The organism is Paenibacillus sp., from assembly GCF_048976745.1.
Taxonomy (GTDB): domain Bacteria; phylum Bacillota; class Bacilli; order Paenibacillales; family Paenibacillaceae; genus Paenibacillus.
On record NZ_JBHGUU010000001.1, the window covers coordinates 47,566 to 68,769 of the forward strand.

The 21,204-nt window shown below is 47.9% G+C and carries 22 protein-coding genes and 1 riboswitch; of the genes, 7 read left to right on the plus strand and 15 right to left on the minus strand.

Annotated elements, in window-relative coordinates; genetic code table 11:
• Window positions 1–125 precede the first annotated feature (125 nt).
• Window positions 126–2,840, plus strand: coding sequence for an aconitate hydratase AcnA (acnA, locus tag ACE3K2_RS00205; protein WP_421885335.1), 2,715 nt, complete (start codon window positions 126–128; stop codon window positions 2,838–2,840).
• Between the two features lie 108 nt (window positions 2,841–2,948).
• On the opposite strand, the gene ACE3K2_RS00210 is transcribed toward acnA, so the two are convergent.
• The 7 genes from ACE3K2_RS00210 to ACE3K2_RS00240 all read right to left on the minus strand — a co-directional run bounded on the left by ACE3K2_RS00210 (window position 2,949) and on the right by ACE3K2_RS00240 (window position 7,462).
• Window positions 2,949–3,263 carry a hypothetical protein gene (locus ACE3K2_RS00210; RefSeq protein WP_421885338.1) on the minus strand — a complete coding sequence of 105 codons (315 nt, stop codon included), beginning with the start codon at window positions 3,261–3,263 and terminating at the stop codon, window positions 2,949–2,951.
• Window positions 3,264–3,298: 35 nt separating this feature from the next.
• Complete coding sequence (locus ACE3K2_RS00215; protein ID WP_421885340.1) at window positions 3,299–3,697, minus strand: hypothetical protein; 399 nt, start codon at window positions 3,695–3,697, stop codon at window positions 3,299–3,301.
• Between the two features lie 215 nt (window positions 3,698–3,912).
• Window positions 3,913–4,122 carry a hypothetical protein gene (locus ACE3K2_RS00220; protein WP_339304239.1) on the minus strand — a complete coding sequence of 70 codons (210 nt, stop codon included), beginning with the start codon at window positions 4,120–4,122 and terminating at the stop codon, window positions 3,913–3,915.
• A 12-nt stretch (window positions 4,123–4,134) separates the two neighbouring features.
• Window positions 4,135–4,692 carry a VanZ family protein gene (locus ACE3K2_RS00225; RefSeq protein ID WP_421885342.1) on the minus strand — a complete coding sequence of 186 codons (558 nt, stop codon included), beginning with the start codon at window positions 4,690–4,692 and terminating at the stop codon, window positions 4,135–4,137.
• 27 nt (window positions 4,693–4,719) lie between these two features.
• Window positions 4,720–5,583: a M15 family metallopeptidase gene (locus tag ACE3K2_RS00230; RefSeq protein ID WP_421885345.1), complete on the minus strand. Its 864-nt coding sequence runs from the start codon at window positions 5,581–5,583 to the stop codon at window positions 4,720–4,722.
• A 99-nt stretch (window positions 5,584–5,682) separates the two neighbouring features.
• Window positions 5,683–6,771 (minus strand): ATP-binding protein, encoded by a 1,089-nt coding sequence (locus ACE3K2_RS00235; RefSeq protein ID WP_421885348.1) that lies wholly within the window; start codon window positions 6,769–6,771, stop codon window positions 5,683–5,685.
• Complete coding sequence (locus ACE3K2_RS00240; protein ID WP_421885351.1) at window positions 6,764–7,462, minus strand: response regulator transcription factor; 699 nt, start codon at window positions 7,460–7,462, stop codon at window positions 6,764–6,766. The genes ACE3K2_RS00235 and ACE3K2_RS00240 overlap by 8 nt, the downstream gene beginning before the upstream one ends.
• Before the next feature lie 139 nt (window positions 7,463–7,601).
• On the opposite strand from ACE3K2_RS00240, the gene ACE3K2_RS00245 reads away from it, so the two are divergent.
• The 4 genes from ACE3K2_RS00245 to ACE3K2_RS00260 all read left to right on the plus strand — a co-directional run bounded on the left by ACE3K2_RS00245 (window position 7,602) and on the right by ACE3K2_RS00260 (window position 10,959).
• Complete coding sequence (locus ACE3K2_RS00245; protein ID WP_421885353.1) at window positions 7,602–8,552, plus strand: helix-turn-helix transcriptional regulator; 951 nt, start codon at window positions 7,602–7,604, stop codon at window positions 8,550–8,552.
• An 81-nt stretch (window positions 8,553–8,633) separates the two neighbouring features.
• Complete coding sequence (locus tag ACE3K2_RS00250; RefSeq protein WP_421885355.1) at window positions 8,634–9,476, plus strand: zinc ribbon domain-containing protein; 843 nt, start codon at window positions 8,634–8,636, stop codon at window positions 9,474–9,476.
• Window positions 9,477–9,930: 454 nt separating this feature from the next.
• Entirely contained in the window at window positions 9,931–10,098 is a 168-nt protein-coding gene (locus tag ACE3K2_RS00255; RefSeq protein WP_165980452.1) for a hypothetical protein, read from the plus strand.
• A gap of 171 nt (window positions 10,099–10,269) precedes the next feature.
• Window positions 10,270–10,959: a hypothetical protein gene (locus ACE3K2_RS00260; protein ID WP_421885358.1), complete on the plus strand. Its 690-nt coding sequence runs from the start codon at window positions 10,270–10,272 to the stop codon at window positions 10,957–10,959.
• A 216-nt stretch (window positions 10,960–11,175) separates the two neighbouring features.
• Here the strand turns inward: ACE3K2_RS00260 and ACE3K2_RS00265 are convergent, their stop codons facing one another.
• The 3 genes from ACE3K2_RS00265 to ACE3K2_RS00275 all read right to left on the minus strand — a co-directional run bounded on the left by ACE3K2_RS00265 (window position 11,176) and on the right by ACE3K2_RS00275 (window position 14,700).
• Window positions 11,176–11,310 (minus strand): hypothetical protein, encoded by a 135-nt coding sequence (locus ACE3K2_RS00265; protein WP_421885361.1) that lies wholly within the window; start codon window positions 11,308–11,310, stop codon window positions 11,176–11,178.
• Window positions 11,311–11,489: 179 nt separating this feature from the next.
• Entirely contained in the window at window positions 11,490–13,274 is a 1,785-nt protein-coding gene (gene thiC, locus ACE3K2_RS00270) for a phosphomethylpyrimidine synthase ThiC (protein WP_421885491.1), read from the minus strand.
• A 421-nt stretch (window positions 13,275–13,695) separates the two neighbouring features.
• Window positions 13,696–13,809, minus strand: a riboswitch (TPP riboswitch).
• A 147-nt stretch (window positions 13,810–13,956) separates the two neighbouring features.
• A complete protein-coding gene (locus tag ACE3K2_RS00275) occupies window positions 13,957–14,700 on the minus strand; it encodes an IclR family transcriptional regulator (protein WP_017690772.1) in 744 nt (247 codons plus the stop codon).
• Window positions 14,701–15,058: 358 nt separating this feature from the next.
• On the opposite strand from ACE3K2_RS00275, the gene ACE3K2_RS00280 reads away from it, so the two are divergent.
• Together ACE3K2_RS00280 and ACE3K2_RS00285 are read left to right on the plus strand one after the other, a co-directional pair.
• Window positions 15,059–16,081: an alpha/beta hydrolase gene (locus ACE3K2_RS00280; protein WP_421885366.1), complete on the plus strand. Its 1,023-nt coding sequence runs from the start codon at window positions 15,059–15,061 to the stop codon at window positions 16,079–16,081.
• Window positions 16,082–16,238: 157 nt separating this feature from the next.
• A complete protein-coding gene (locus tag ACE3K2_RS00285; protein ID WP_421885368.1) occupies window positions 16,239–17,519 on the plus strand; it encodes a Fe-Mn family superoxide dismutase in 1,281 nt (426 codons plus the stop codon).
• Between the two features lie 154 nt (window positions 17,520–17,673).
• On the opposite strand, the gene ACE3K2_RS00290 is transcribed toward ACE3K2_RS00285, so the two are convergent.
• The 5 genes from ACE3K2_RS00290 to ACE3K2_RS00310 form a co-directional block, all read right to left on the minus strand.
• Entirely contained in the window at window positions 17,674–17,898 is a 225-nt protein-coding gene (locus tag ACE3K2_RS00290) for a hypothetical protein (RefSeq protein ID WP_091039003.1), read from the minus strand.
• A gap of 71 nt (window positions 17,899–17,969) precedes the next feature.
• A complete protein-coding gene (locus ACE3K2_RS00295; protein WP_421885371.1) occupies window positions 17,970–18,824 on the minus strand; it encodes a lipoate--protein ligase family protein in 855 nt (284 codons plus the stop codon).
• A gap of 194 nt (window positions 18,825–19,018) precedes the next feature.
• Entirely contained in the window at window positions 19,019–19,612 is a 594-nt protein-coding gene (gene folE / locus ACE3K2_RS00300; protein WP_421885374.1) for a GTP cyclohydrolase I FolE, read from the minus strand.
• Window positions 19,613–19,726: 114 nt separating this feature from the next.
• A complete protein-coding gene (locus ACE3K2_RS00305) occupies window positions 19,727–19,990 on the minus strand; it encodes a YneF family protein (protein ID WP_017690778.1) in 264 nt (87 codons plus the stop codon).
• A 165-nt stretch (window positions 19,991–20,155) separates the two neighbouring features.
• Entirely contained in the window at window positions 20,156–21,187 is a 1,032-nt protein-coding gene (locus tag ACE3K2_RS00310) for an HD domain-containing phosphohydrolase (RefSeq protein ID WP_421885378.1), read from the minus strand.
• Window positions 21,188–21,204 lie beyond the last annotated feature (17 nt).

The following is a 21,204-nucleotide window of genomic DNA, read 5'->3' on the forward strand; positions in this document are numbered from 1 at the left end:
ATGATTATGAAATTACGTTTCATCAGATGAAACTAACAAACAAGAACACGGAACGATGAAGGCCTGTTCTTCACCTAAATGAACGTTTTCTTCATCTCACCGACACATCCCAAGGAGGTACATGTATGTCAGCAAAGAATCATTTCTCCGCCGCTCGCAGTCTTGAGGTTGGAGGCAAGTCTTACCGCTACTACAGTCTCGATGCTCTTCAGGAAAACGGCCACGGCGATCTTTCCAGGCTTCCTTTCTCCATTAAAGTGTTGCTTGAAGCAGCAATTCGTCAATTCGACGGACGTGCCATTACCGAAGAACATGTAAAACAACTGACCGGCTGGGCAGATGGCCGTGATAATAACAAGGAAATTCCATTCATCCCTGCACGTATCGTTCTGCAGGATTTCACCGGAGTACCGGTTGTCGTTGACCTCGCTGCAATGCGTGATACCGTGAAAAAAGCAGGTGGCGATCCAAAACAGATCAACCCACTCGTACCAGTCGACCTCGTTATCGACCACTCCGTTATGGTTGATGCTTTTGGTACCAACGATGCTCTTGATTACAATATCAAAGTTGAGTTCGAGCGTAATGAAGAGCGTTATCGCTTCTTGCGTTGGGCGCAAACGGCATTCAACAACTTCCGTGCAGTTCCACCATCCACAGGGATCGTTCACCAGGTTAACCTGGAGTATCTCGCTTCTGTGGCAGCAACAAAAACCGTTGACGGCGAGACCGTTGTATTCCCGGATTCCCTCGTAGGTACAGACTCCCACACCACCATGATCAACGGACTTGGCGTTGTTGGCTGGGGTGTTGGTGGAATCGAGGCCGAAGCAGGTATGCTGGGCCAACCGCTTTACTTTGTAACACCGGACGTTATCGGTTTCAAACTGACAGGCAGCCTGAGTGAAGGCGCAACAGCAACGGATCTGGCACTGACCGTTACCCAATTGCTTCGTAAAAAAGGCGTTGTTGGTAAATTCGTAGAGTTCTACGGACCAGGTCTTGCCAACATCGGTCTGGCTGACCGTGCAACAGTAGCCAACATGGCACCAGAGTACGGCGCAACGATCGGTTTCTTCCCTGTAGATAGCGAAACATTGAACTACCTGCGCAGTACTGGTCGTCCTGACGAACAGGTTGAATTGGTTGAAGCTTATTACAAAGCTCAAGGCATGTTCCGTACTTCCAGCACCGTTGACCCTGAATTCACAGATGTGATTGAACTGGATCTCGGCTCTGTTGTACCAAGTCTTGCAGGACCAAAACGTCCACAGGATCGCATCGAGCTGACACAAATGAAAGAAAGCTTCAATAGCATCATCCGCACACCTGTAGATAAAGGTGGTTACGGGCTGAGCGATGAGAAAATTGAGCAAACGGTACCTGTGACGCACCCTAACGGTTCCACCAGTGAACTGAAAGCTGGCGCTGTTGTGATCGCGGCGATCACAAGTTGTACGAACACTTCGAATCCAAGTGTTATGGTTGGAGCGGGACTGCTGGCGAAAAAAGCAGTTGAACGCGGCCTGACCAAACCAGGATATGTGAAAAGCAGTCTGACACCAGGTTCCCTTGTTGTTACCGAGTACCTGGAAAAAGCAGGTCTGATCACGTATCTCGACCAACTCGGATTCAACGTTGCCGGCTACGGCTGTGCGACTTGCATCGGTAACTCCGGCCCACTGCCGGACGAAGTGAGCGAAGCTATTGCTGAGAACGATATGACCGTAGCGGCTGTATTGTCCGGTAACCGTAACTTCGAAGGCCGTGTGCATGCACAAGTTAAGGCCAACTACCTGGCATCCCCACCACTCGTTGTGGCATATGCACTTGCAGGTACTGTGAATATTGACTTTGAAACCGATCCAATCGGTTATGATACGAACAATGAGCCTGTATTCCTGAAAGACCTCTGGCCTAGCTCCGAGGAAATCAAGGATACCATCGCTAGTTCCCTGAACGCTCAGATGTTCCGCAACAAGTACGAGAACGTATTTACAGCCAACGAGCGTTGGAATGCGATCTCTGTACCGGAAGGCGAATTGTACGAGTGGGATCCGAACTCCACATACATTCAGAATCCTCCGTTCTTCCAGGAGCTTGGCGACAAGTTGAACGATATCGCAGATATCCGTTCTGCACGCGTTATGGCATTGCTTGCGGATTCCGTAACAACGGATCACATCTCGCCAGCAGGTAATATTGCCGTATCCAGCCCGGCTGGACTGTACCTGAAAGAGCATGGCGTAGAGCGCAAAGACTTCAACTCCTACGGTTCACGTCGTGGTAACCATGAAGTCATGATGCGTGGTACGTTTGCCAACATTCGTATTCGTAACCAGGTGGCTCCGGGCACCGAGGGCGGTATCACGAAGTACCTGCCAACGGACGAAGAAATGTCCATCTACGATGCTTCCATGAAGTATCAGGATGAAGGACAGAACCTGATCGTTATCGCTGGTAAAGAGTATGGTACAGGAAGCTCCCGTGACTGGGCGGCAAAAGGAACATTCCTGCTCGGCGTCAAAGCCGTTATCGCAGAAAGCTTCGAGCGGATTCACCGTAGTAACCTGGTCGGCATGGGCGTAATGCCATTGCAATTCCAGGAAGGTCATGGCTGGTCCAGCCTTGGTCTGAACGGACGTGAAACGTATGACATTACTGGCCTTAGCAATGATGTGAAGCCAGGACAAGAGTTGAAAGTAACCGTAACTCGTGAAGACGGTACACAGTTCGACTTCCCTGTTATCGCTCGTCTGGACAGCATGGTTGACGTGGATTACTACCATAACGGCGGTATCCTGCAAACCGTATTGCGTCAAATGATGAAAAAAGCTTAATGACATGACTCATTAATGTAATGAAGTTATACAAAAAGCTCCCCATTACGTGCAATCAGCACGTGATGGGGAGCTTTTTTTGCTTTGCTTTTTATAATAAGGATAAGTTCAAAAATCAATTTTCAATCCAACTTCTGAATCATCAGCTGGTGCAGAAATGCGGTATAGCCCTCTGCAGTTTATTTTTTCCACGTTAATCCAGTCTACAAACTCATCTCCTCCGTAGCATCTTACAAAAACGGCATATTCCAGCTCACCCTCATAATTAATGGACTCCATGTATTGTGTGAATGGATGTTTCCCCTCTATACTCTGCAAAAAATCTGAAAATTCAATTCTCCACTGTTCCATCTTCTCTGCATATTGATCGGGGACATAATAGTAGAAACCATCTGGCGTATAATACGAAATTTTCATTATCATCTTGCAGGCCTCCTATCAGCATGTCGGGTAACGGTCTAGAGTTTTAAGATCTCTATACCTTCTTTTAGAAATGATGACACAAGCGTATGATATTCAATTCCATGTGCTAATTCCTCTTTGGTTTTATGTATCAGATAATAGGAATATTTCTGCATCAACTCATGCTCGTTTAACTCAATGGGAAGGTTAATAATCTCAACGTCTTCCGAATTAAAATGATAACGATCCCCTCTTTCTGACCTTCCTACGTTCATCACTGTTTGAATGACCATTAATTCATCACGTGTGACATTATTTATTAAAGCCGATCTTCTCTCTTCGATACCAAGTATGATCTCTTCAGCCTGTTGATTATTCTTAGCTTCAGCAATTTCGCTTTCAATTTGCATAATGGCTTTCATGGTTCCTGCTAGTTCTTTAGCTAATAAATACAATGTATGTCCTCCTTTTTTGTAAGGAATAAGCACTAACGCATCATCTCTACTCTACCTCATTTGCGATGTTACTCGCAAAGTTCACTGGTCCTATGCTAAATTCGATACCTTATGAAACAACAAAAAACTCCCCGTAACGTGCAATCTGCACAGTGATGGAGAGCCTTTGGTTTCAGTATGTGTGTATTTTCCGTTGCTTCAAGGCCAACTGCCTGCTAATGCCCGATGTGATGTGAGGCTTGATCGAACAATTGAATCGTACCCATGATCAGAAACAGACACGACAGAGCAATTAACGAGCCTCCGACCCATCTAGACATGATCAATCGCTCCGTAATCTGTTTCTCCGAAGCATCCGTTACCTTGTGTGGATACACGAGAAACATTAGCCCTACGCTAATGAACAGTATCGCGATGATAATCAACGTATTCCCTCCTTACACGTGACTCTCCTTAGAGGTTAACTTCGTCGTCTCGCGGGATTCTCCTCCCACCAGCACCTTTTTCAGACCCATAGCCATGGTAAAAACAATATATCCAATCAAGCCGCCGAGCGTATTAAGCATCAGATCATCCACATCAAATATGCCCATGCCCGTCACTAACTGTGTCACTTCATAGCCCAGACTGAGCAATAGGGACAGCAGGAACACCTTTACTCCAGAGAACAACTTGTTGCCCGTCAACACAGGAATGAAGATGCCGAGCGGGATAAAGGCCAGAATATTCCCTGCCAGATGGATTGCAGTACCCGGACGATGTAACGACAGGCTGTTCCAGTCTCGTGATATTTCCTGAAATGGCGTCAGGTTGACGGTTCGGGTATGGATCAGACCCGGTTGTTGCAAGAATGCCATAAGTTGGACCTTCACGATGCCAACGTCGACTGGATTTCCTTTGAACAGGATCAGCTTCGTCAGCAGATATAAATAGATAATGAACACGGCAGTCCAAAGGATGTTATGTTTGCTTTTCTTCTGGTTGTTGTGTTTCATGTGGTTTGGCCCCCTTATGTTGCCCTGTTATTTCTTAACGGTGACGATGACGCCATCCATGTTGTCACCCGATATTTCAGTTTCGCCGTGCTCAGGTATGTATACAGTCGTATCTCCAGTGGCCCGATAATAGCGGATATGATACGTCTCATCCTCTACTTCAACAGAGATGTTCTCCTTCTCCTTCAACATATCAAGGTACTCCTCCAGTACCAGATTGTTCTTATGCATGATCGCACTGTGGGGCAACCCCACATACCGAAAGTGCCATGGTTCATATTGAATACCCGTGATGCTTACTTTATCTTTCGGGTAACGCAAGATAAATCCGTATTTCCATGCATTTTTCTCCAGCCAGTCACCCTCCGGTGCTTCATTCATGGCAGCCAGACTTGAACCGACATCCAGGGATAAGCCAAGATTATGCTCACTGTGACCTGCAGGAAGTGCATAGTCTGATCCCATTTCCTGATATAGCTCGTCCTGCTTCTCAAAGTCCCTGTACCCACTGCTCATGAGAAAATATCGAACTCCCTCTTCCCCTGCTGCCTCAACCATCTTCTGAAACTCCTGCGCCACCAGTCGGGACAACATGATTTTCCGATCCATTATTCCATATCCACGAAGCAGATCATCCTCATCCGCCACATATACAATATCGGATCTAATCCCCTCCTCGTGAACGGGGTATTGCTTATTAACCAGTAACAAATTGCCCTTATGTACCTGATCCTGAATATTTCCTGTGACGGATACCGTATAACCTGCGGGATTTTCACGCGTATTCTGAATCTCGATGGGCAGCTCATCCTTCTGCTGAATCCATCCCGGTGATTGCGTAACAATATATCCGATCAAAATGATACATATCAAAAAGCCCCACTTTTTCATACTTGTTCCTCCTTTTACCTCATACATCAAGGATAGACAACACAAGTTAAAGAAAAAGCAGGGCAATTTTAAAGTTTTTCTTAAATTTAACGTCGAGCCTTATCGGAATACGGGCAAACGAACTTCGAATAACGTCCGTACCACGTCGCTCTGAGCCGAGATCGTACCGTCATGCTGCTCTACAATATTGCGAGCAATAAATAAGCCAAGACCTGTCCCACCCTCTTGAGGGGTCCTGGCGCGATCTCCGGTGTAATACATATCGAAGATATGCGGCAATTCCTCCGGACGAATATGTCCACCATAATTAATCACCTGGATGATGATCTGTTCTGCATCCTGATATCCGTTAATATCGACGTACATGCCATCCTTGCCGTGCCGTGCAGCGTTAATCAGCAGATTCTCGAACACACGTGCCAACAACTCGCCATCACCGGAGACCGTAAGGTCAGTGTCTATTTGTAGTCGTGCGGCTAGTTGGTTCTTTTCAAATACAGGATAGAGTTCTTCGTTCATCTGCTTCAGCAGTTCGCTAAGATCCAGCCGTGTTTTATTTATAGGCAACATGCCATAATTCATGCGGGTAATTTCGAACAAATCATCAATCAACTTCTCCAGACGCTGTGATTTGGTGAATGCAATCGATGTAAAGTGCCGCACCTGCTCCTCCGTCAATTGCTCATCCTTCATCAGAAGATCCAGATAGCCCAGCACGGAGGTTAACGGTGTACGCAGATCATGCGCAAGGTTTACAATGAGCTGGTCTTTGCTGGTCTCGGCAAAATCACCTCGTTCCACCGCTTCCCTCAGCTTCTCACTTGCCAGATTCACATCCTCCGCAATCGTACCTAACTCGTCCTTCGAGGAGATCTGCACACGATGCTGAAAATCTCCATTGGCCAAGTGATTAATGCCTGCGGAAATCTCTTTGAAATACGTAACATAAGGTCTCGTAAACAAGTAGAAAAATAAAATCGCAAGCGGGATGAAAAGCAGCATAAAAACATATATATCGCCAATACTTCTCATAATATTACGATATTCCGCCAGCGGATCCTCTCTCCTGACCCCTGCATAATACATCTGCAACAGCCTGTACACGATAAATGTTACGGCGCCAGAAGACAGCATGCTCAGACCGAGCAGCATAATCATCGTTGTGCGAAAGCTTCTGCGTTTAGTCATTGAACGTGTACCCCACACCCCAGATGGTTTTGATAAACTTATTCTTGTCCACATCTTCTCCGAGCTTCTTGCGCAGTGTCCGAATATGGACCATAACGGTATTGCCACTTTCGAAATAAGCCTCTCCCCATACCTTTTCAAAAATGCTTTCTGCGCTGAATACCTGTTTTGGATTGCTCGCGAGCAGCACTAAAATATCAAATTCCTTCGGTGTTAACTCCAGCGGTTTACCGTAAAGCGTCACGCTATGCTGCTCCGGTGCAATGACAAGTCCGCCTTTTTCCAAAATCGAGCGCTGAACCGCCGCTGTAGACTGGCTGAATTGCAATGAACGCCGCAATTGAGAATTCACGCGTGCTACAAGTTCCATCGGGTTAAACGGTTTGGTCATATAATCATCGGCACCCATCACAAGCCCCGTAATTTTATCCATGTCCGAGGTTTTGGCACTCAGGAAAATGATCGGAAAATGATGCTGCTCCCGTATTTTACGGGTCACCTCATACCCGTCCATACCCGGCATCATAATGTCCAGTACGGCCAAATCAATGGCATGTGTCTGAATCACCTGTAGTGCTGACTGTCCGTCAGATGCTTTGACGGTATGATAGCCTTCTTTTTGTAAATGTAAAGCCACCAGATCCGCGATCTCTACTTCATCGTCCGCAATCAGAATCGTAATTCGCTTCATTGCTTATTTCACTCCTATATGGGATGCTGGGCAATATAACACCTATGAATCTAACAGATAACTACCAGATAAACAATTGAAAGCAATGTTATATAAGTTGGACTTTTCTTTTACACTTTAACGGAGAGGACATTAAACTATGAAACTGGAGCGTTTGTTAGCCATCGTTGTATTGCTTATCAACCGGGGGCGATTACAGGCAAAAGACCTGGCCGATATGTTTGAAGTTTCCATCCGTACGATCTATCGGGATATCGACACATTGGGACAAGCCGGAATTCCAGTCGTGACCTATCAGGGAGCAAGCGGAGGCATCGGGCTAGCCGAAGGGTATCGTCTGGATCGCAATCTGTTAACCGACAAGGATCTTGTTTCCATCGTCACCGCCCTGCGCAGCATATCCACCTCACATACAAATGCTGCACGTGAACTGTTGGTGGAAAAGCTAAGCAGTATCGTTCCGGAAGCCAAAAATGAAGATTTTCAAGCCAGCACGCACCGATTCATCGTGGATCATTCCACGTGGACGCACCCTGAAGCGCTGCAACAGAAATTAAAAGTTATTGATCAGGGGATCGATCAGCTTCAATGCATTTATTTTGCCTATTGCAGCGCCGAAGGTGCACAGACCTATCGTACAGTTGAACCCCACACGCTTGTGCTGAAGAGGCACGCGTGGTATCTGTATGCTTTTTGCCATGAACGAAATGAATTCCGCATGTTCAAGCTGGTTCGTATGAAAGAGGTCTCTCTTGGGGCAGAACACTTTGAACGAAAATCCATCAACCTTCAAGACCGGCCGTGGCAGCAGGAATGGAGTCGGCCAGACAACCAGATTGGGATTACCCTGAGATTCCATGCCCGTATCCGTCATCTTGCGGAAGAATGGTTCGGTATTGAAAATGTATTGCCTGATGGGAACGGGTATTATATCAGCCAGCTCGCTTTTCCAGAAGATAACTGGCTGTATGGCTTCATCTTGGGGTTTGGAGCGGATGTAGAGGTGCTGGAACCCTTACATATTCGGGATAACGTGTGCCGTATAGCCGAACAAATTGTTCAAACTTATAAAACCTCCGCTCAAACCTGACAGACTGTTGTCCAGTTCCTCCCCGTATACTTCAAATATGTTCAGGTTGAAGTTGCATATATACCCAAGGAGGAATGAAACATGAACGTTACGGTATGTCAAAGCTGTGGAATGCCACTTACAAGTACCGATCAATTCGGCACAGAAATGGATGGCAGTACAACCCGCGAATACTGCATATATTGTTACAAGGATGGCAAGTTTGCACAGCCAGGAATTTCGCTTGAAGCCATGACGGAGATGTGCACCACCATTCTGAAGGAAGAAGGCATGGATGAGGAATCTGCTCGCTCGATGTTACGCAATCAACTGCCCTTTTTGAAACGCTGGCGTAATGAAGGAAATGTAGGGAACGGTCAGGACGGGAAAGCGACTGTCGCTAATGCACCTATTCATGCAGGAGCACCGTCATCTGACGCTTCTTCTGCGGTTAACGATGCTTTGCTTGCCGGGGAACCCGTTCGTTATGTCACCCTTCCGGGCAAACGCCTAGCCGGACTGTCCGCACGTACGACCAACGCGATTGAGATGAGCGGCCAAGGCAGCATCGGTGCGTTATGGGGGCGTTATTTTGCCTCCGAACATATTCCGGCTGCTGAAGCTGCCCGCTACGGCTGTTACACGGATTACGCGGATGGCATTGTTGGTGAATATACCATTTTGATCGGACATGAAGTCGGTGAGAGTGAACTGCTGCCTGAAGGATTCGATGAGGTGCAGCTACCTCCTGCTACTTATGCAGTGTTTACTTCGAGAACCGGACCGATGGTTGAAGTGGTCAGTGAAGTGTGGGAAGCAGTATGGGCGTGGAGCCATCAGAGTGACCGCACATTTACGGGAGATTTTGAGTACTACGATGAGCGGAGTTTAGACCCGGAGCATACACAGGTGGATGTATATATTGCGGTAAAAGAACGCAGGTAACAGAATTAATTAAATGAGAAAATCTGTAGCTGCCAAGAGGTCTTGGCAGCTTTTTTTTACATTTTATGAGCACTATACCCCGACCATAGGACCAAGTTAGTTAGCATATACCATACCTAGTCACTTGGACATATGCCTTAGAGGCAAGCACCATTGACTTCCCTAAAATTAGGACCATTCGCATAACAACCGATACCATGCTCCCACATCCCGCCTTTCATATCAGGTTCTTTATTCCTGAATTTCCCTAAAACCGTTTACATCTTCTGAATACTGGGTAAAATCACTACATCCGAGTCGGAATTACGATTCAATTCCCGCTTCTTCATATAACAAGTCATAGTACCTATATGCGTACAGGGTGAATTCATTTTATTTCGACCAACAAAACTACTGTTGAAAATACATATAAACAACCGATGCATGTCCATCATGCACGTAAGGAGGAACCAAGATGATCCGCATGCCTATTCAGCAAATGATCCCGTATCACCACCAATATCCGCGCAACACGGCGACCACTGCACCCAAAAAGGAAAATGAGAACACTCAAGGTCTATCCTTTCATGAAATTTTACAGCAAAAAATGGCGAAGAAAACCGCTTCTCCTTCCCTTAGATAAAACGGATACCTGACGATTGCCATTTCGAAACCGTCTTTCCGCAGCTTGGCGGGAGGGCGGTTATTGGCGTTGAGCAGCAAACAACTGTACAGTTCTCAGGCATGTTTCTATAATGATTTAAATATCTACGAGATCCATGACACATACGAACTGGAAAAGGGGATTTAGCAAATGATCACCATCGGTTGTTTTCACGCTCACTATTCCAACATTGCTTTAATTGAAGAGACGCTTGCTGCTTATGAAGTTGAATTGGTCCATTACGTCGATCCAGGTCTGGATCGTCTTAAACATGACGCTGATTTTTCTGATGTCGTCATCCACGAGAAAGTAGCCCAGACGCTCCGATGGATCGCCGAGTGTCATGCCGATGCCATTCTGGTCACGTGTACCCTGTTTGCGACAGTACTGGAGCAGGAAGCCACGCAGATCCCTGTGCCTGTGATTGGCATAGATGATCCGCTATTGCAGGAGATGCGGCGAGTAAAGGGAGATTGCATAATAGCCTTCACTAACCCGGCAACCATTGAAGGAACGATGGTACGGGTGAAACGGGCTTTACAGCAAGAAGATGAGAAAGGGCAACTACACGTTGCCAAGACATATCAGACGGAAGCGGTATGCATCCCTGGGACATTTGAGTTGATTATGCGTGGAGATCGGCAAGGGTATCTCGAAGCGGTACGTGAAGGATTACAGCAGATTGCTGAGCAGCATCCGGGTACAATGGTAGTGGCAGCCCAACTGTCCATGGCTCCCGCAGCCGCACAGGTTACAGCAGACACAGGCATTGCGATCCATAGCCCATTGGCATTGCTTGCGGCGTATTTGGAGATGAATTTGGGAGTGACTCGACAGTAGTGGCTTGATTTGGAGTGAGACATACAATCAATAAAAACATGTAAAAAAGTGAATGCTAGGCTCCTTTTGCAAAATAAAAATGCTCTCGAAGAAGAGCATTTCAAATGGTATAATCACTATGTACAGCCAATTTGTGGTGGGAAATAGGCTTGCCTCCAGTGGGAGGTGATCCTATGAACTTCTCTTTTAACGACGTAATCGTGTTCGCGATGTTAATTATTGCGCTCCTGACATACATCGATCGTAAAAAGAAGTGACCCGCCACAGGTTGACGGCCTGACGGGTCACTTCATCTGAACTTGCTGCACTCGGAGGAATACCCACCGCAAAATGCTGTGCAGGAGTAGCCATTGGCCTGGCTACTCCTATTTGTGTTTACTTACATTCATTTTATTAAACATCTGTCAGACAATCAACCATAATACTGATAAAAAGTATCAGGAAGCTGATCAATAAGACAAAGAAGATATAATAGCAGTATGCTCACCTTCAAATGATGTCAGACTTCCCAGCTTGCGCTGTACCTGCACTTAGGAACGTGCCCGATACTCTTCTGCCTTTTCCTGCATACCCGCTGCTACAGCCTCATTCTCGGACAATCCATTGTCCGCCGCAAAGGCACGAATGTCCTGCGTAATGCGCATGCTACAGAACTTTGGTCCGCACATCGAGCAGAAATGGGCTTCTTTGGCACCTTCTGCCGGTAACGTCTCATCATGGTAAGATAATGCCCGTTCCGGGTCCAGTGACAGGTTGAACTGATCCCGCCAGCGGAACTCGAAGCGTGCCTTGGAAAGTGCATCATCCCGGCGCTGGGCACGCGGATGTCCTTTCGCCAGATCCGCGGCATGGGCCGCGATCTTGTAGGCAATAACCCCTTCGCGCACATCATCCTTGTTGGGAAGCCCCAAATGTTCTTTTGGCGTAACGTAACAGAGCATGGATGTACCGAACCAACCTATCATGGCCGCACCAATAGCGGACGTAATATGATCGTATCCCGGGGCAATGTCGGTCGTCAGTGGCCCCAGTGTGTAGAACGGTGCTTCTTGGCATATCTCCATCTGAAGATCTACATTCTCCTTGATCTTATGCATGGGTACATGACCCGGGCCTTCGATCATCACCTGCACATCATGCTTCCACGCAATCTGGGTCAGTTCCCCAAGTGTAGCAAGCTCCGCCATCTGTGCTTCGTCATTGGCATCGTAGATACTGCCTGGACGAAGTCCATCTCCCAGCGAGAACGCCACATCATACCTTTTCATAATTTCGCAGATTTCTTCAAAATGGGTGTACAAAAAATTCTCCTGATGATGCGCCAGGCACCATGCTGCCATAATGGAACCGCCCCGGGACACAATGCCTGTCATCCGCTTGGCGGTCATCGGAATGTAACGCAGCAGCACGCCTGCATGAATCGTAAAGTAATCCACACCCTGCTCTGCCTGCTCTATGAGCGTATCACGGTACAACTCCCAGGTCAGCGCTTCCGCTTCGCCATTCACCTTCTCCAGCGCCTGATAGAGAGGCACCGTACCAATCGGCACAGGTGAATTGCGGATGATCCATTCCCGGGTCGTATGAATGTTTTTGCCTGTGGACAGATCCATCACCGTATCCGATCCCCATCGTACCGCCCAGGTCATCTTCTCGACTTCTTCCTCGATGGAGGAAGATACAGCGGAATTGCCGATATTGGCATTGATCTTCACGTGAAAATGACGACCAATCAACATCGGCTCACTCTCCGGGTGGTTAATGTTGGAGGGCAGAATAGCCCGTCCACTCGCCAGCTCCTGCCGCACGAATTCCGGTTCCACGCCTTCACGGATAGCGGCATACTCCATCTCTGGTGTAATCATGCCCTGCCTCGCGTAGTGCATCTGGGTCACACAGCGTCCTGGCTGTGCCCGCAGCGGTTTGCCACGTAGTCCGGGATATTCTTCGGCGCCAGCTCTCTTCCCTCCGGGCTTCAGTCCGTTATCCTCCGGTTTAACCGTACGGCCCTGATAAGCTTCGACATCACCACGCTCTGTGATCCAACGGGTGCGCAGAGCTGGCAGACCTGCACGGATATCCGCATGAAATGCGGGATCGGTCATGGGGCCGCTCGTATCGTAGACACGCAGCGGTTCGTTATGCTCCACCCCTTGGGGAGTATTCGTGTCATGAAGGGCTATCTCACGCTCCGGTACAGCTATGTCCGGCCGTGAGCCCTGAATGTAGACTTTGCGGCTGCCCGGAAAGGGCTGAATCCGTCCGGCCGCTCCTGTTTCCTTTTCCACCGGCTGACCGTTATGTTCCTGTTCCATCGCTTGTTGTCCCGTTTGATTTCCTGTACTCATGTTCGATCGTCTCCTCCTTAGTGTTCGTTCACTTGGTTTCATTGGTATCGTCATCAGCTCACTTACGCACCTGTCCCACATCATGCAGAGCGCAGAGAAGAAAGAGCGATCCTACACCAGACCAAAGGAGACATTAATCGTGTACAGTTCACAACAGACCAGAGGTTAGCACAGATCATGGATCTATGGTGCATTCTCTATTCATCCAGGTCCACTTTTGCAGGTTATTGAAAAAGCAGTCCATGGAGTGTGTGTTATATCATTCGTTCACTGTATATAAAAAAAGCCGGCCCCCGAAGGAACCGACTTTAATGTCCATCACCAATAATGCTCCTATATGCAGCTCCATAACGGAGTCCTGCAAAAGTCACACATGTGGTGGTTGTGGTCATATCGCCGATTACTTCCCTACGCTGGTATGATCCAGATCAGGTGCAAAGGGTCCGGAATCTCATGCGATTCCGTCTCAGTCCGGACAATTCGGACTCCCCCAGTAACGTTAAAAGTTGCGGCATACTTAAGCCGCCGTTCATATTTAATGAAGCTGGCCCCGCTGGGCCGTCCATTACAGAGTAGCGCAACCGGAACATAAAAACAACCTTTATATTCCAGAACACCAACTCAATTGGAGAAAAACCTTACATCAACATCAGGATAACATGAGCCCCATCTGCGTAGCAGCATCCTTCAACACAGGTGCGTATTCGTGCAAAGTCTCCTGCGAGAGTCGACTGACGGGCCCCGAGACCGAGAGGGCAGCTGCAATATTGCCTCGACGGTCCATAATCGGTACAGATACCGCGGCAGCTCCCGGCTCACGTTCCTCATAACTCGTCGCATATCCGTTATCACGGATATCTCCCATTTGTGCCAAATACACCGCCGGATCAATAAACACCGGCCATTCCGGCCCATTCATCAGTTCTTCACGATCCTCGTCCGTGGCAAACGCCATCAAGACTTTACTGGACGCGCCCACAGACAGCGGGAGTCTAACTCCGACAGGAGCGACCCGGCGGATCGCCTGATCACTTTGCACAGCCTGAATCCGTATCCGTTCACTGCCATCACGCAGGTACAGACTCACGGTCTCCCCCAATCGATCTCTCAGTCGTTCCATCGCAGGCAGCAGCAGAATCGCCGGATCATCACTGCGGGACATATGAGCCGACAGCTCCCAGATTCGGATGCCAAGTCGGTACTTCTCTGTTGCTGCATCGCGGATCACAAACCCCCGATCCTCCAGCGTAGCCATCAAACGGTGCACTGTACTTTTGTGCAAGCCGATCTGGCTGGCAATTTCGGTGAGTCCCAGATCACTACGTGTGGTAAAACATAATAATATATCCAGCGCCCGTTCTACAGCCCGGACGGTTAACTTCCGATCTTCCATGGCATAATGCCCTCCTCATGTTTCATCACATGAAACTTGGTTACATAAATTATATGAGAAACGGTCTCATCTGTAAACCAAAAAGAGCCAAAATTGAAATAAGCTTAAGTGTAAAATTTTCCTTTTTATAAGACTTAATCCCCTGTAATTTACACACTAAGGTAATGTTACCCATATATCTTTAGAACTATATAACAATTGCGTAACAAATGCCCTCAATCAATTGACTTTGACTATATTGGAACATACGATAAAGATATATTACATTAAGATATCGCTCTGAAGCAGGTTCTGAAATAAACAATTTCTCTTTTCATGTCGTTGTTATCTTCAACTGAACTTCAAAGGAGGGGCATTCATGTATCCAACATCCCAGAGCGAAGCCCCGCTGCAAACAAAAGTGTCCGATCTGCCCTCTTCCCTATCACCTAGGCTGATTCGGTTCAAACATATTATCGTAGCGTTGCTGCTCTCCGTTGTATTTTTTCTGCTGTTTTGTTTTATTGCACTGCATGGTTACATCGCATGGGTATTATCCAATCCAACGGTAGCGCCTGTCTTCTCCAATCCGATGCAGGCCAAGAATATGAAGTATGAAGACATCACATTCCCGGCAGCAGATGGCAGCCGGACGATGCAGGGATGGTATATACCTGCTGATAATGCAAGCAAAACAATTATTTTCAGTCACGGCTATGGTGCCAACCGTGAAGAAACATGGGTACCGATGTATGACCTGGCACACTATGCCCATCAACTTGGGTTCAACGTGGTCATGTTCGATTATGGCTTCGCCTCACAGGTGAACAAAGCTGTAGCCACAGGTGGCAAAGCGGAGTCACAGCAATTGCTGGGTGCCATCCAGTTTGCCAAGCAGCGCGGTGCGCAGGAACTGGTTGTCTGGGGTTTCTCCATGGGTGCCGGTACGGCGCTACAGACTGGACTGATTACACAGGAAGTGGATGCGATGATTCTGGACAGTACGTTCCTGCTTGAGCCGGATACGCTGTACCACAACATTCATAACCAGATCGATCTCCCGCGTCAGCCTACACTGGAAATTATGAAGCTGTTGTTCCCTGTTCTGAATGGTACCGGATTGCAACAGATTCCATACCAGGAAGTGAAAAAGGAAGATTATCCGTTCCCGATTTTCTTCATTCACGGTACGGAAGATGAGAAAGCGCCTTACCCGATTGCAGAACAGCTCGCTGCCAACCAGACCAATCCGTACTCGGATGTATGGATTGTCCAGGATGCGCACCATGAGTTGATCTTCCGGGAGCATCCAAAGGAATATCTGCGCCGTGTGTCCACATTCCTGAGTCATGTAACAAAAACAAGTAGTGACGATGTGCAGAACACGAATAGTGGAGAATAACCAATTTCATTTTATCGAATTTTTCGTTCTTTCTTGAGCCCCGCAGGGGCTCTTTTTTTTGCACTCATAGGACAACAGGCTCGCGGAATATACTCTTGGGACGCATGAATAGACAGTCTGCATGTAATGAATTTCATCTGAAGGAGGTTTAATATAGATGAACTGGTATGGATATGGTCACCTGCTGCCTCTGCGGATATTGGAGGAAATCCGTTTCTGGAAAGAGCAGGAGAAAGAACATACACTCGTCATTCGTGCACTGGTTCCTGATCTGGAGCCCCCATACGTCAAACTACTGGAGGAATGGGAGGCTACTTTTGCAAACAGTGAGCGCGTAGCGAATCAGCTTGTAAAACAACTATTGCCCGCAACCCATCCACCTGCTCCCTACATCGTTCGTTGTATCGATCAACTTGTGTTGGCAGCTCGGCAGCAATCGAGAGAGTTCATCAAACAGCTGTACGTTCTTCTGGAGCAAAGTGCTGCGGTGCAAGCTGTTCCGCTTGCCAAAGTACTTATTCTGCATTTCATCCGCGAATCCGAATATTTTCTGGGCGTTTTGGATACGCTTGGCCAACCTGGTATCTTGCGTGATACAGATCCGGAGCCGCCACTTTTTCTGGAAAATGCCCTGCATACGTCAGGGTCAGAAAGTATCCAACGCCAAGCTTCAGAAGCGCCAACTTCTCCAGAGGGGAATGTAAATGCACCTGCCGCTTCAGCGCAGATCCAATCCGCAACCGTTCAACCGCCTTCTACCGGAACAACACAAGCCACGCCGGGCTCTACAGCACCTTCCGTAAAGGAAAACCCGGTTCCCATTGGAGGACATACACTGCCCCCTCTCCCGTATGCGTACAATGCGTTGGAGCCACATATTGATGAGCTAACGATGCGCATCCATCATGACAAACACCATCAATCTTATGTGGACGGACTAAATGTGGCAGAGAAGAAGCTGGCGGAATCGCGAAAAAAAAATAATTTTGAACTCATCAAACATTGGGAACGTGAACTTGCTTTTAACGGGGCGGGGCACTACCTGCATACGATCTTCTGGACCATTATGAATCCTGCTGGCGGTGGTAAACCTTCCGGTATGCTCGCAGAGCAGATCAAGCGGGATTTCGGAAGTTATGAAGCGTTCAAAAATCAATTCACGGAAGCTGCGAACAAAGTGGAAGGCAGTGGCTGGGCGATGCTTGTCTGGAGCCCGAGGGCTCATCGTTTGGAGATTTTGCAGGCGGAAAAACACCAGAATCTGTCCCAGTCCGATATTGTACCGCTCCTGCCTCTGGATGTGTGGGAACATGCCTACTATCTGAAACATCAGAATGAACGCAAAAAGTATATTGAGGATTGGTGGAATGTGGTCTACTGGCCGGCTGTTGCTGAGCGTTACGAAACGGCACGCAAGTTGTTGTGGCCGCCTTATTAAGGCTTGAGCTTGGATGGATTAGGGCAAAAAGAGATATCTCCAGCCGAATGACTGAAAGATATCTCTTTTTGGTAAAGACAAAAAAGCAAGCCTCTTGTCATAGAGACTTGCTTATATTTTGAGAGACTTCCTATTTCAAAATGCTCATGCTCCCTTAAGAAGCACAGCCCTCGCACGCTACATAGTTGTCGCCAACCTGTTTGCTAATAGCGATCAGGTCGCCCAGCTTGATATCAGCCTCATCTGTAAACTCCAGATCGGCAATACGAGCGACGATCAGTGCAGCAGCCTCTTCCTTGCTTGTTGCCATCTGGCTGAACTCAGACTTTTCGCCTGTAGATACAACCTCATATAAGTACGTATATCTCAACGTCTCCATCCTAACACTCTCCTTCCGAAATCACATCATATCATCTCTATTACCCAATTCCAAGTCCGTTTATCAAGAACTCAATCATAGCGTCGTTTCATCTGCTCAGCTGTCACGCGTACTTCTTCAGAGCCAACGCTAAGCACCCTGCTTGCTTCCGCCTGCGGATAGCGATCACGTAGAGTCCGAACCAAAGAGGCCGTATATGCCGCCGCAGAAGGGACACCTGCCAACTCCTTCAGACTTGCCATCGTGCCAGGCTGAACATCAGGATATCCTTCACTCGCCCCACCTGCTGCATGCTGATAAAATTGACGCACGTCCGCTGCCAGTTGATCTCCCTGTCCTTCCACGATAATAAAAGCAGTAATAATATACGCCTTAGCTTGCCTGCGCTGGGCAATACCACAGAATTTCAGCCCACCTACACTGACATCATAATCCCCCGGGCAAAAAGCACCCTGAACCTCGCCCGTTTGCGCCTGATTCGACCATGGCGTTAGCGACTCCGCAATAATCGAAGCCATCTCCCGGAAATCATCATGAATATTGATGGCATGTCCGGGATTAGGCAAAATCAGTGACACATTAACTACCCCTGGATTCAGAGGTACGGCCGCTCCGCCTGAAGGTCGAACACAAACTGCTGTCCCTTGGCTTCTGATCCGTTCCATCGCTTCTACAGCCTGTGGCAACCTGCGGTCACGCAGACCCGCTACAAAGGCATCTGGGTGTCGCCATATATGTGCAACAGGCAGATGCCCTGCCCCAACCCGCCTGCACATGACTTCTTCCCATGCAAAAGCTTCGAGTACACTACTGCCTTGTCGCTTGAGTGGTGTCTCCCAGATTTGCAGACGCAATGTAGCATGTTTATCCGCTTGTAGTCCCTGTTCCGGCTGAACCGGGTGTTCTGAATGGGAAGGTGCACTCATCGTTCCATTACCTCCGGCTTAACGAATTCGTATGTACTCAGTATATATAGGAATGACAACGCCCTATATAAATAAGCCGGTTCCCCTGGGAACACGGCTTATTTATACCCTATCCTGCGGTTTCAGAAGCTCCTGCTTCCAAAACCACAAGGACCTACTCATCCGGCTTGTCCAATAAGCGGACATCCCAGATCTTAATCTTTCACCAAAGACAAGAACTCTGCACGTTGTGCCGGATTCTCACGGAATGAACCACGCACAGCAGACGTTACCGTCTTGCTTCCCGGTTTCTTCACGCCGCGGGAACACATGCACAAGTGCTCGCCTTCCACCACGACCATAACGCCGTGAGGTTCAACTGCTTCTGTCAGAATGTCAGCGATCTGTGAAGTAATACGTTCCTGAACTTGCAGGCGACGTGTTACCGCTTCGACCAGACGAGCCATTTTGCTCAAACCAACAATCTTGCCGCTTGGTACATACCCAATGTGCACTTTGCCGAAAAACGGCGCCATATGATGCTCACACTGACTGTAGTAGACGATATCCTTGACGATAACCAGTTCTTCATGATTCTCGTCAAACGTCACACCGAGCACATCGCGAGGGTCTACTTCATATCCGCCAAAAATTTCTTCATACATTCGGGTCACACGTGCAGGCGTTTCAAGCAGCCCTTCACGTGTACTATCTTCTCCGATCAATTTCAGGATCTGCTCTACATGATACTCGATCTTTTCCCGATTGTCGGATACGTTTGAATTCAAATAATCTTTAACGCCAGCCACTGCCGAACGCCTCCTTTCGAACCACTACTGTAAGAGGTTGTTCAAAAAGTTCCGCTTCTCGATACTGAAAACCCAACTTTTTGAACACGCACTTTAAGCAGTTATTCCCTGCTATTATTTTCGGCGGCCCGAACTTTTACGCGCAGGATGCTGTTGCGGCTGAGGCATTTTTGCTCCTGGCTGCTGATTCTTCATCATCTGCTGGGCACGCTGCATTTGCTTGCCATTCAGGTTGTAGCCCATTTGCTTCGCCATTTTCTGAAGCATGTCCGGATTGCTTTGCATTTTCTCAAGTTGTTTACGCAAGTAAAACACCCCGATGAAAAATCCCCCGACCAGACCAACAATCAATGTGATAATCGGTATAACAATATCCATCTCTTAGACACCTCTGTATACATTCTAAAAAGCCTGATAATCCGTGTCACTTCATGATGTTAAGCGCACATGTTGCAAACCTGACACAGACCGGATTTCCTGAAAGTATCATAGCATTTCCGCACGCCTTGAGCAAACGGATTTTCCAGTTGAATCCCACACAAGCTACGTCATGACGGCTTCAATGAAAACGGTTGTATGCTGAGCCAGATCAATTTCAACCACATCCAGAGAATAACGCGTACTTCCGCGCGCCACCCTGATTACAGGTCTGCCGGGTAATCCCCGATGTTGACGCACAATGACTCCTGTCTCTTTGGTAGACAGTCGTACCGCTGTACCATTGGGATACACGGATACACTTTTGTTGAACTCAATCAGAATGTCCCGATCCAGCTTCGTACCAGACAACGCCATCATCTCTTCACAGGCCTCATGTGGCAACAAACTGTCCTTGGATAACCCATTAATGAGATTATCATAGATGTTAGCCACACTGACGATTCTCGCAAACAGATGGATGTCACTGCCTTTGATCCCTCTAGGCATACCAGTACCATCTACATGCTCATGATGTTGAAGGGCTGTATGGGCGACCAACAGACTGAACTCCCGTTTGTTCTTAATCACTTCGAATCCACGCCATGTATGGTGCAGCGAAGCATTCGCAGCAGAACCACTGCCAGGAGGTTCCCCCACTTTTCCAATATCATGCAATAACGCCCCCACTGCAAGATCCTTCAGTTGATTATAATTGAGTCCCATATTCAGTCCGATGACCGAAGACAACAAACATACATTCATCGCATGAACATACTGTGCATTGTCTTTGGTACGAATATCGGTGAGCTGCACTAACAGTTCACGCCCGTTCAGTACATCGTTCAGCAATTTATCTATACTGAGGGCAACCTTCCTGGGACTCCAGTCTTTCCCGGAGCGAATGGATTCGAGTGTGACACTCATTTCGTTAATTATTGCCCGTTTCGTGGTTTCATCCAGAATGTCTTCTGGTTCCACATCTTTATACGCTTCATCCTGGATGTATAACATGGTCACGCCAATACGCTTCAGCGTATTGACCATGTATACGGTGAGCTGGACTCCGGCAGACAGCAGTACCGTGCCGTTGCTGGAATATACCGTCTTGCCCAGAAGCTCCCCCGCTTCCACGCTCTCCACGTTTACATACTTCATGAACGTCCCCCGCTCTT

What these genes read in the sequence shown, in the direction of transcription:
- acnA (WP_421885335.1), top strand. Translation starts at nt 126, where the DNA reads ATGTCAGCAAAGAATCATTTCTCCGCCGCTCGCAGTCTTGAGGTTGGA.
- ACE3K2_RS00210 (WP_421885338.1), bottom strand. Translation starts at nt 3,263, where the DNA reads ATGATAATGAAAATTTCGTATTATACGCCAGATGGTTTCTACTATTAT.
- ACE3K2_RS00225 (WP_421885342.1), bottom strand. Translation starts at nt 4,692, where the DNA reads ATGAAACACAACAACCAGAAGAAAAGCAAACATAACATCCTTTGGACT.
- ACE3K2_RS00230 (WP_421885345.1), bottom strand. Translation starts at nt 5,583, where the DNA reads ATGAAAAAGTGGGGCTTTTTGATATGTATCATTTTGATCGGATATATT.
- ACE3K2_RS00235 (WP_421885348.1), bottom strand. Translation starts at nt 6,771, where the DNA reads ATGACTAAACGCAGAAGCTTTCGCACAACGATGATTATGCTGCTCGGT.
- ACE3K2_RS00240 (WP_421885351.1), bottom strand. Translation starts at nt 7,462, where the DNA reads ATGAAGCGAATTACGATTCTGATTGCGGACGATGAAGTAGAGATCGCG.
- ACE3K2_RS00245 (WP_421885353.1), top strand. Translation starts at nt 7,602, where the DNA reads ATGAAACTGGAGCGTTTGTTAGCCATCGTTGTATTGCTTATCAACCGG.
- ACE3K2_RS00250 (WP_421885355.1), top strand. Translation starts at nt 8,634, where the DNA reads ATGAACGTTACGGTATGTCAAAGCTGTGGAATGCCACTTACAAGTACC.
- ACE3K2_RS00255 (WP_165980452.1), top strand. Translation starts at nt 9,931, where the DNA reads ATGATCCGCATGCCTATTCAGCAAATGATCCCGTATCACCACCAATAT.
- ACE3K2_RS00260 (WP_421885358.1), top strand. Translation starts at nt 10,270, where the DNA reads ATGATCACCATCGGTTGTTTTCACGCTCACTATTCCAACATTGCTTTA.
- ACE3K2_RS00265 (WP_421885361.1), bottom strand. Translation starts at nt 11,310, where the DNA reads ATGGCTACTCCTGCACAGCATTTTGCGGTGGGTATTCCTCCGAGTGCA.
- thiC (WP_421885491.1), bottom strand. Translation starts at nt 13,274, where the DNA reads ATGGAACAGGAACATAACGGTCAGCCGGTGGAAAAGGAAACAGGAGCG.
- ACE3K2_RS00275 (WP_017690772.1), bottom strand. Translation starts at nt 14,700, where the DNA reads ATGGAAGATCGGAAGTTAACCGTCCGGGCTGTAGAACGGGCGCTGGAT.
- ACE3K2_RS00280 (WP_421885366.1), top strand. Translation starts at nt 15,059, where the DNA reads ATGTATCCAACATCCCAGAGCGAAGCCCCGCTGCAAACAAAAGTGTCC.
- ACE3K2_RS00285 (WP_421885368.1), top strand. Translation starts at nt 16,239, where the DNA reads ATGAACTGGTATGGATATGGTCACCTGCTGCCTCTGCGGATATTGGAG.
- ACE3K2_RS00290 (WP_091039003.1), bottom strand. Translation starts at nt 17,898, where the DNA reads ATGGAGACGTTGAGATATACGTACTTATATGAGGTTGTATCTACAGGC.
- ACE3K2_RS00295 (WP_421885371.1), bottom strand. Translation starts at nt 18,824, where the DNA reads ATGAGTGCACCTTCCCATTCAGAACACCCGGTTCAGCCGGAACAGGGA.
- ACE3K2_RS00305 (WP_017690778.1), bottom strand. Translation starts at nt 19,990, where the DNA reads ATGGATATTGTTATACCGATTATCACATTGATTGTTGGTCTGGTCGGG.
- ACE3K2_RS00310 (WP_421885378.1), bottom strand. Translation starts at nt 21,187, where the DNA reads ATGAAGTATGTAAACGTGGAGAGCGTGGAAGCGGGGGAGCTTCTGGGC.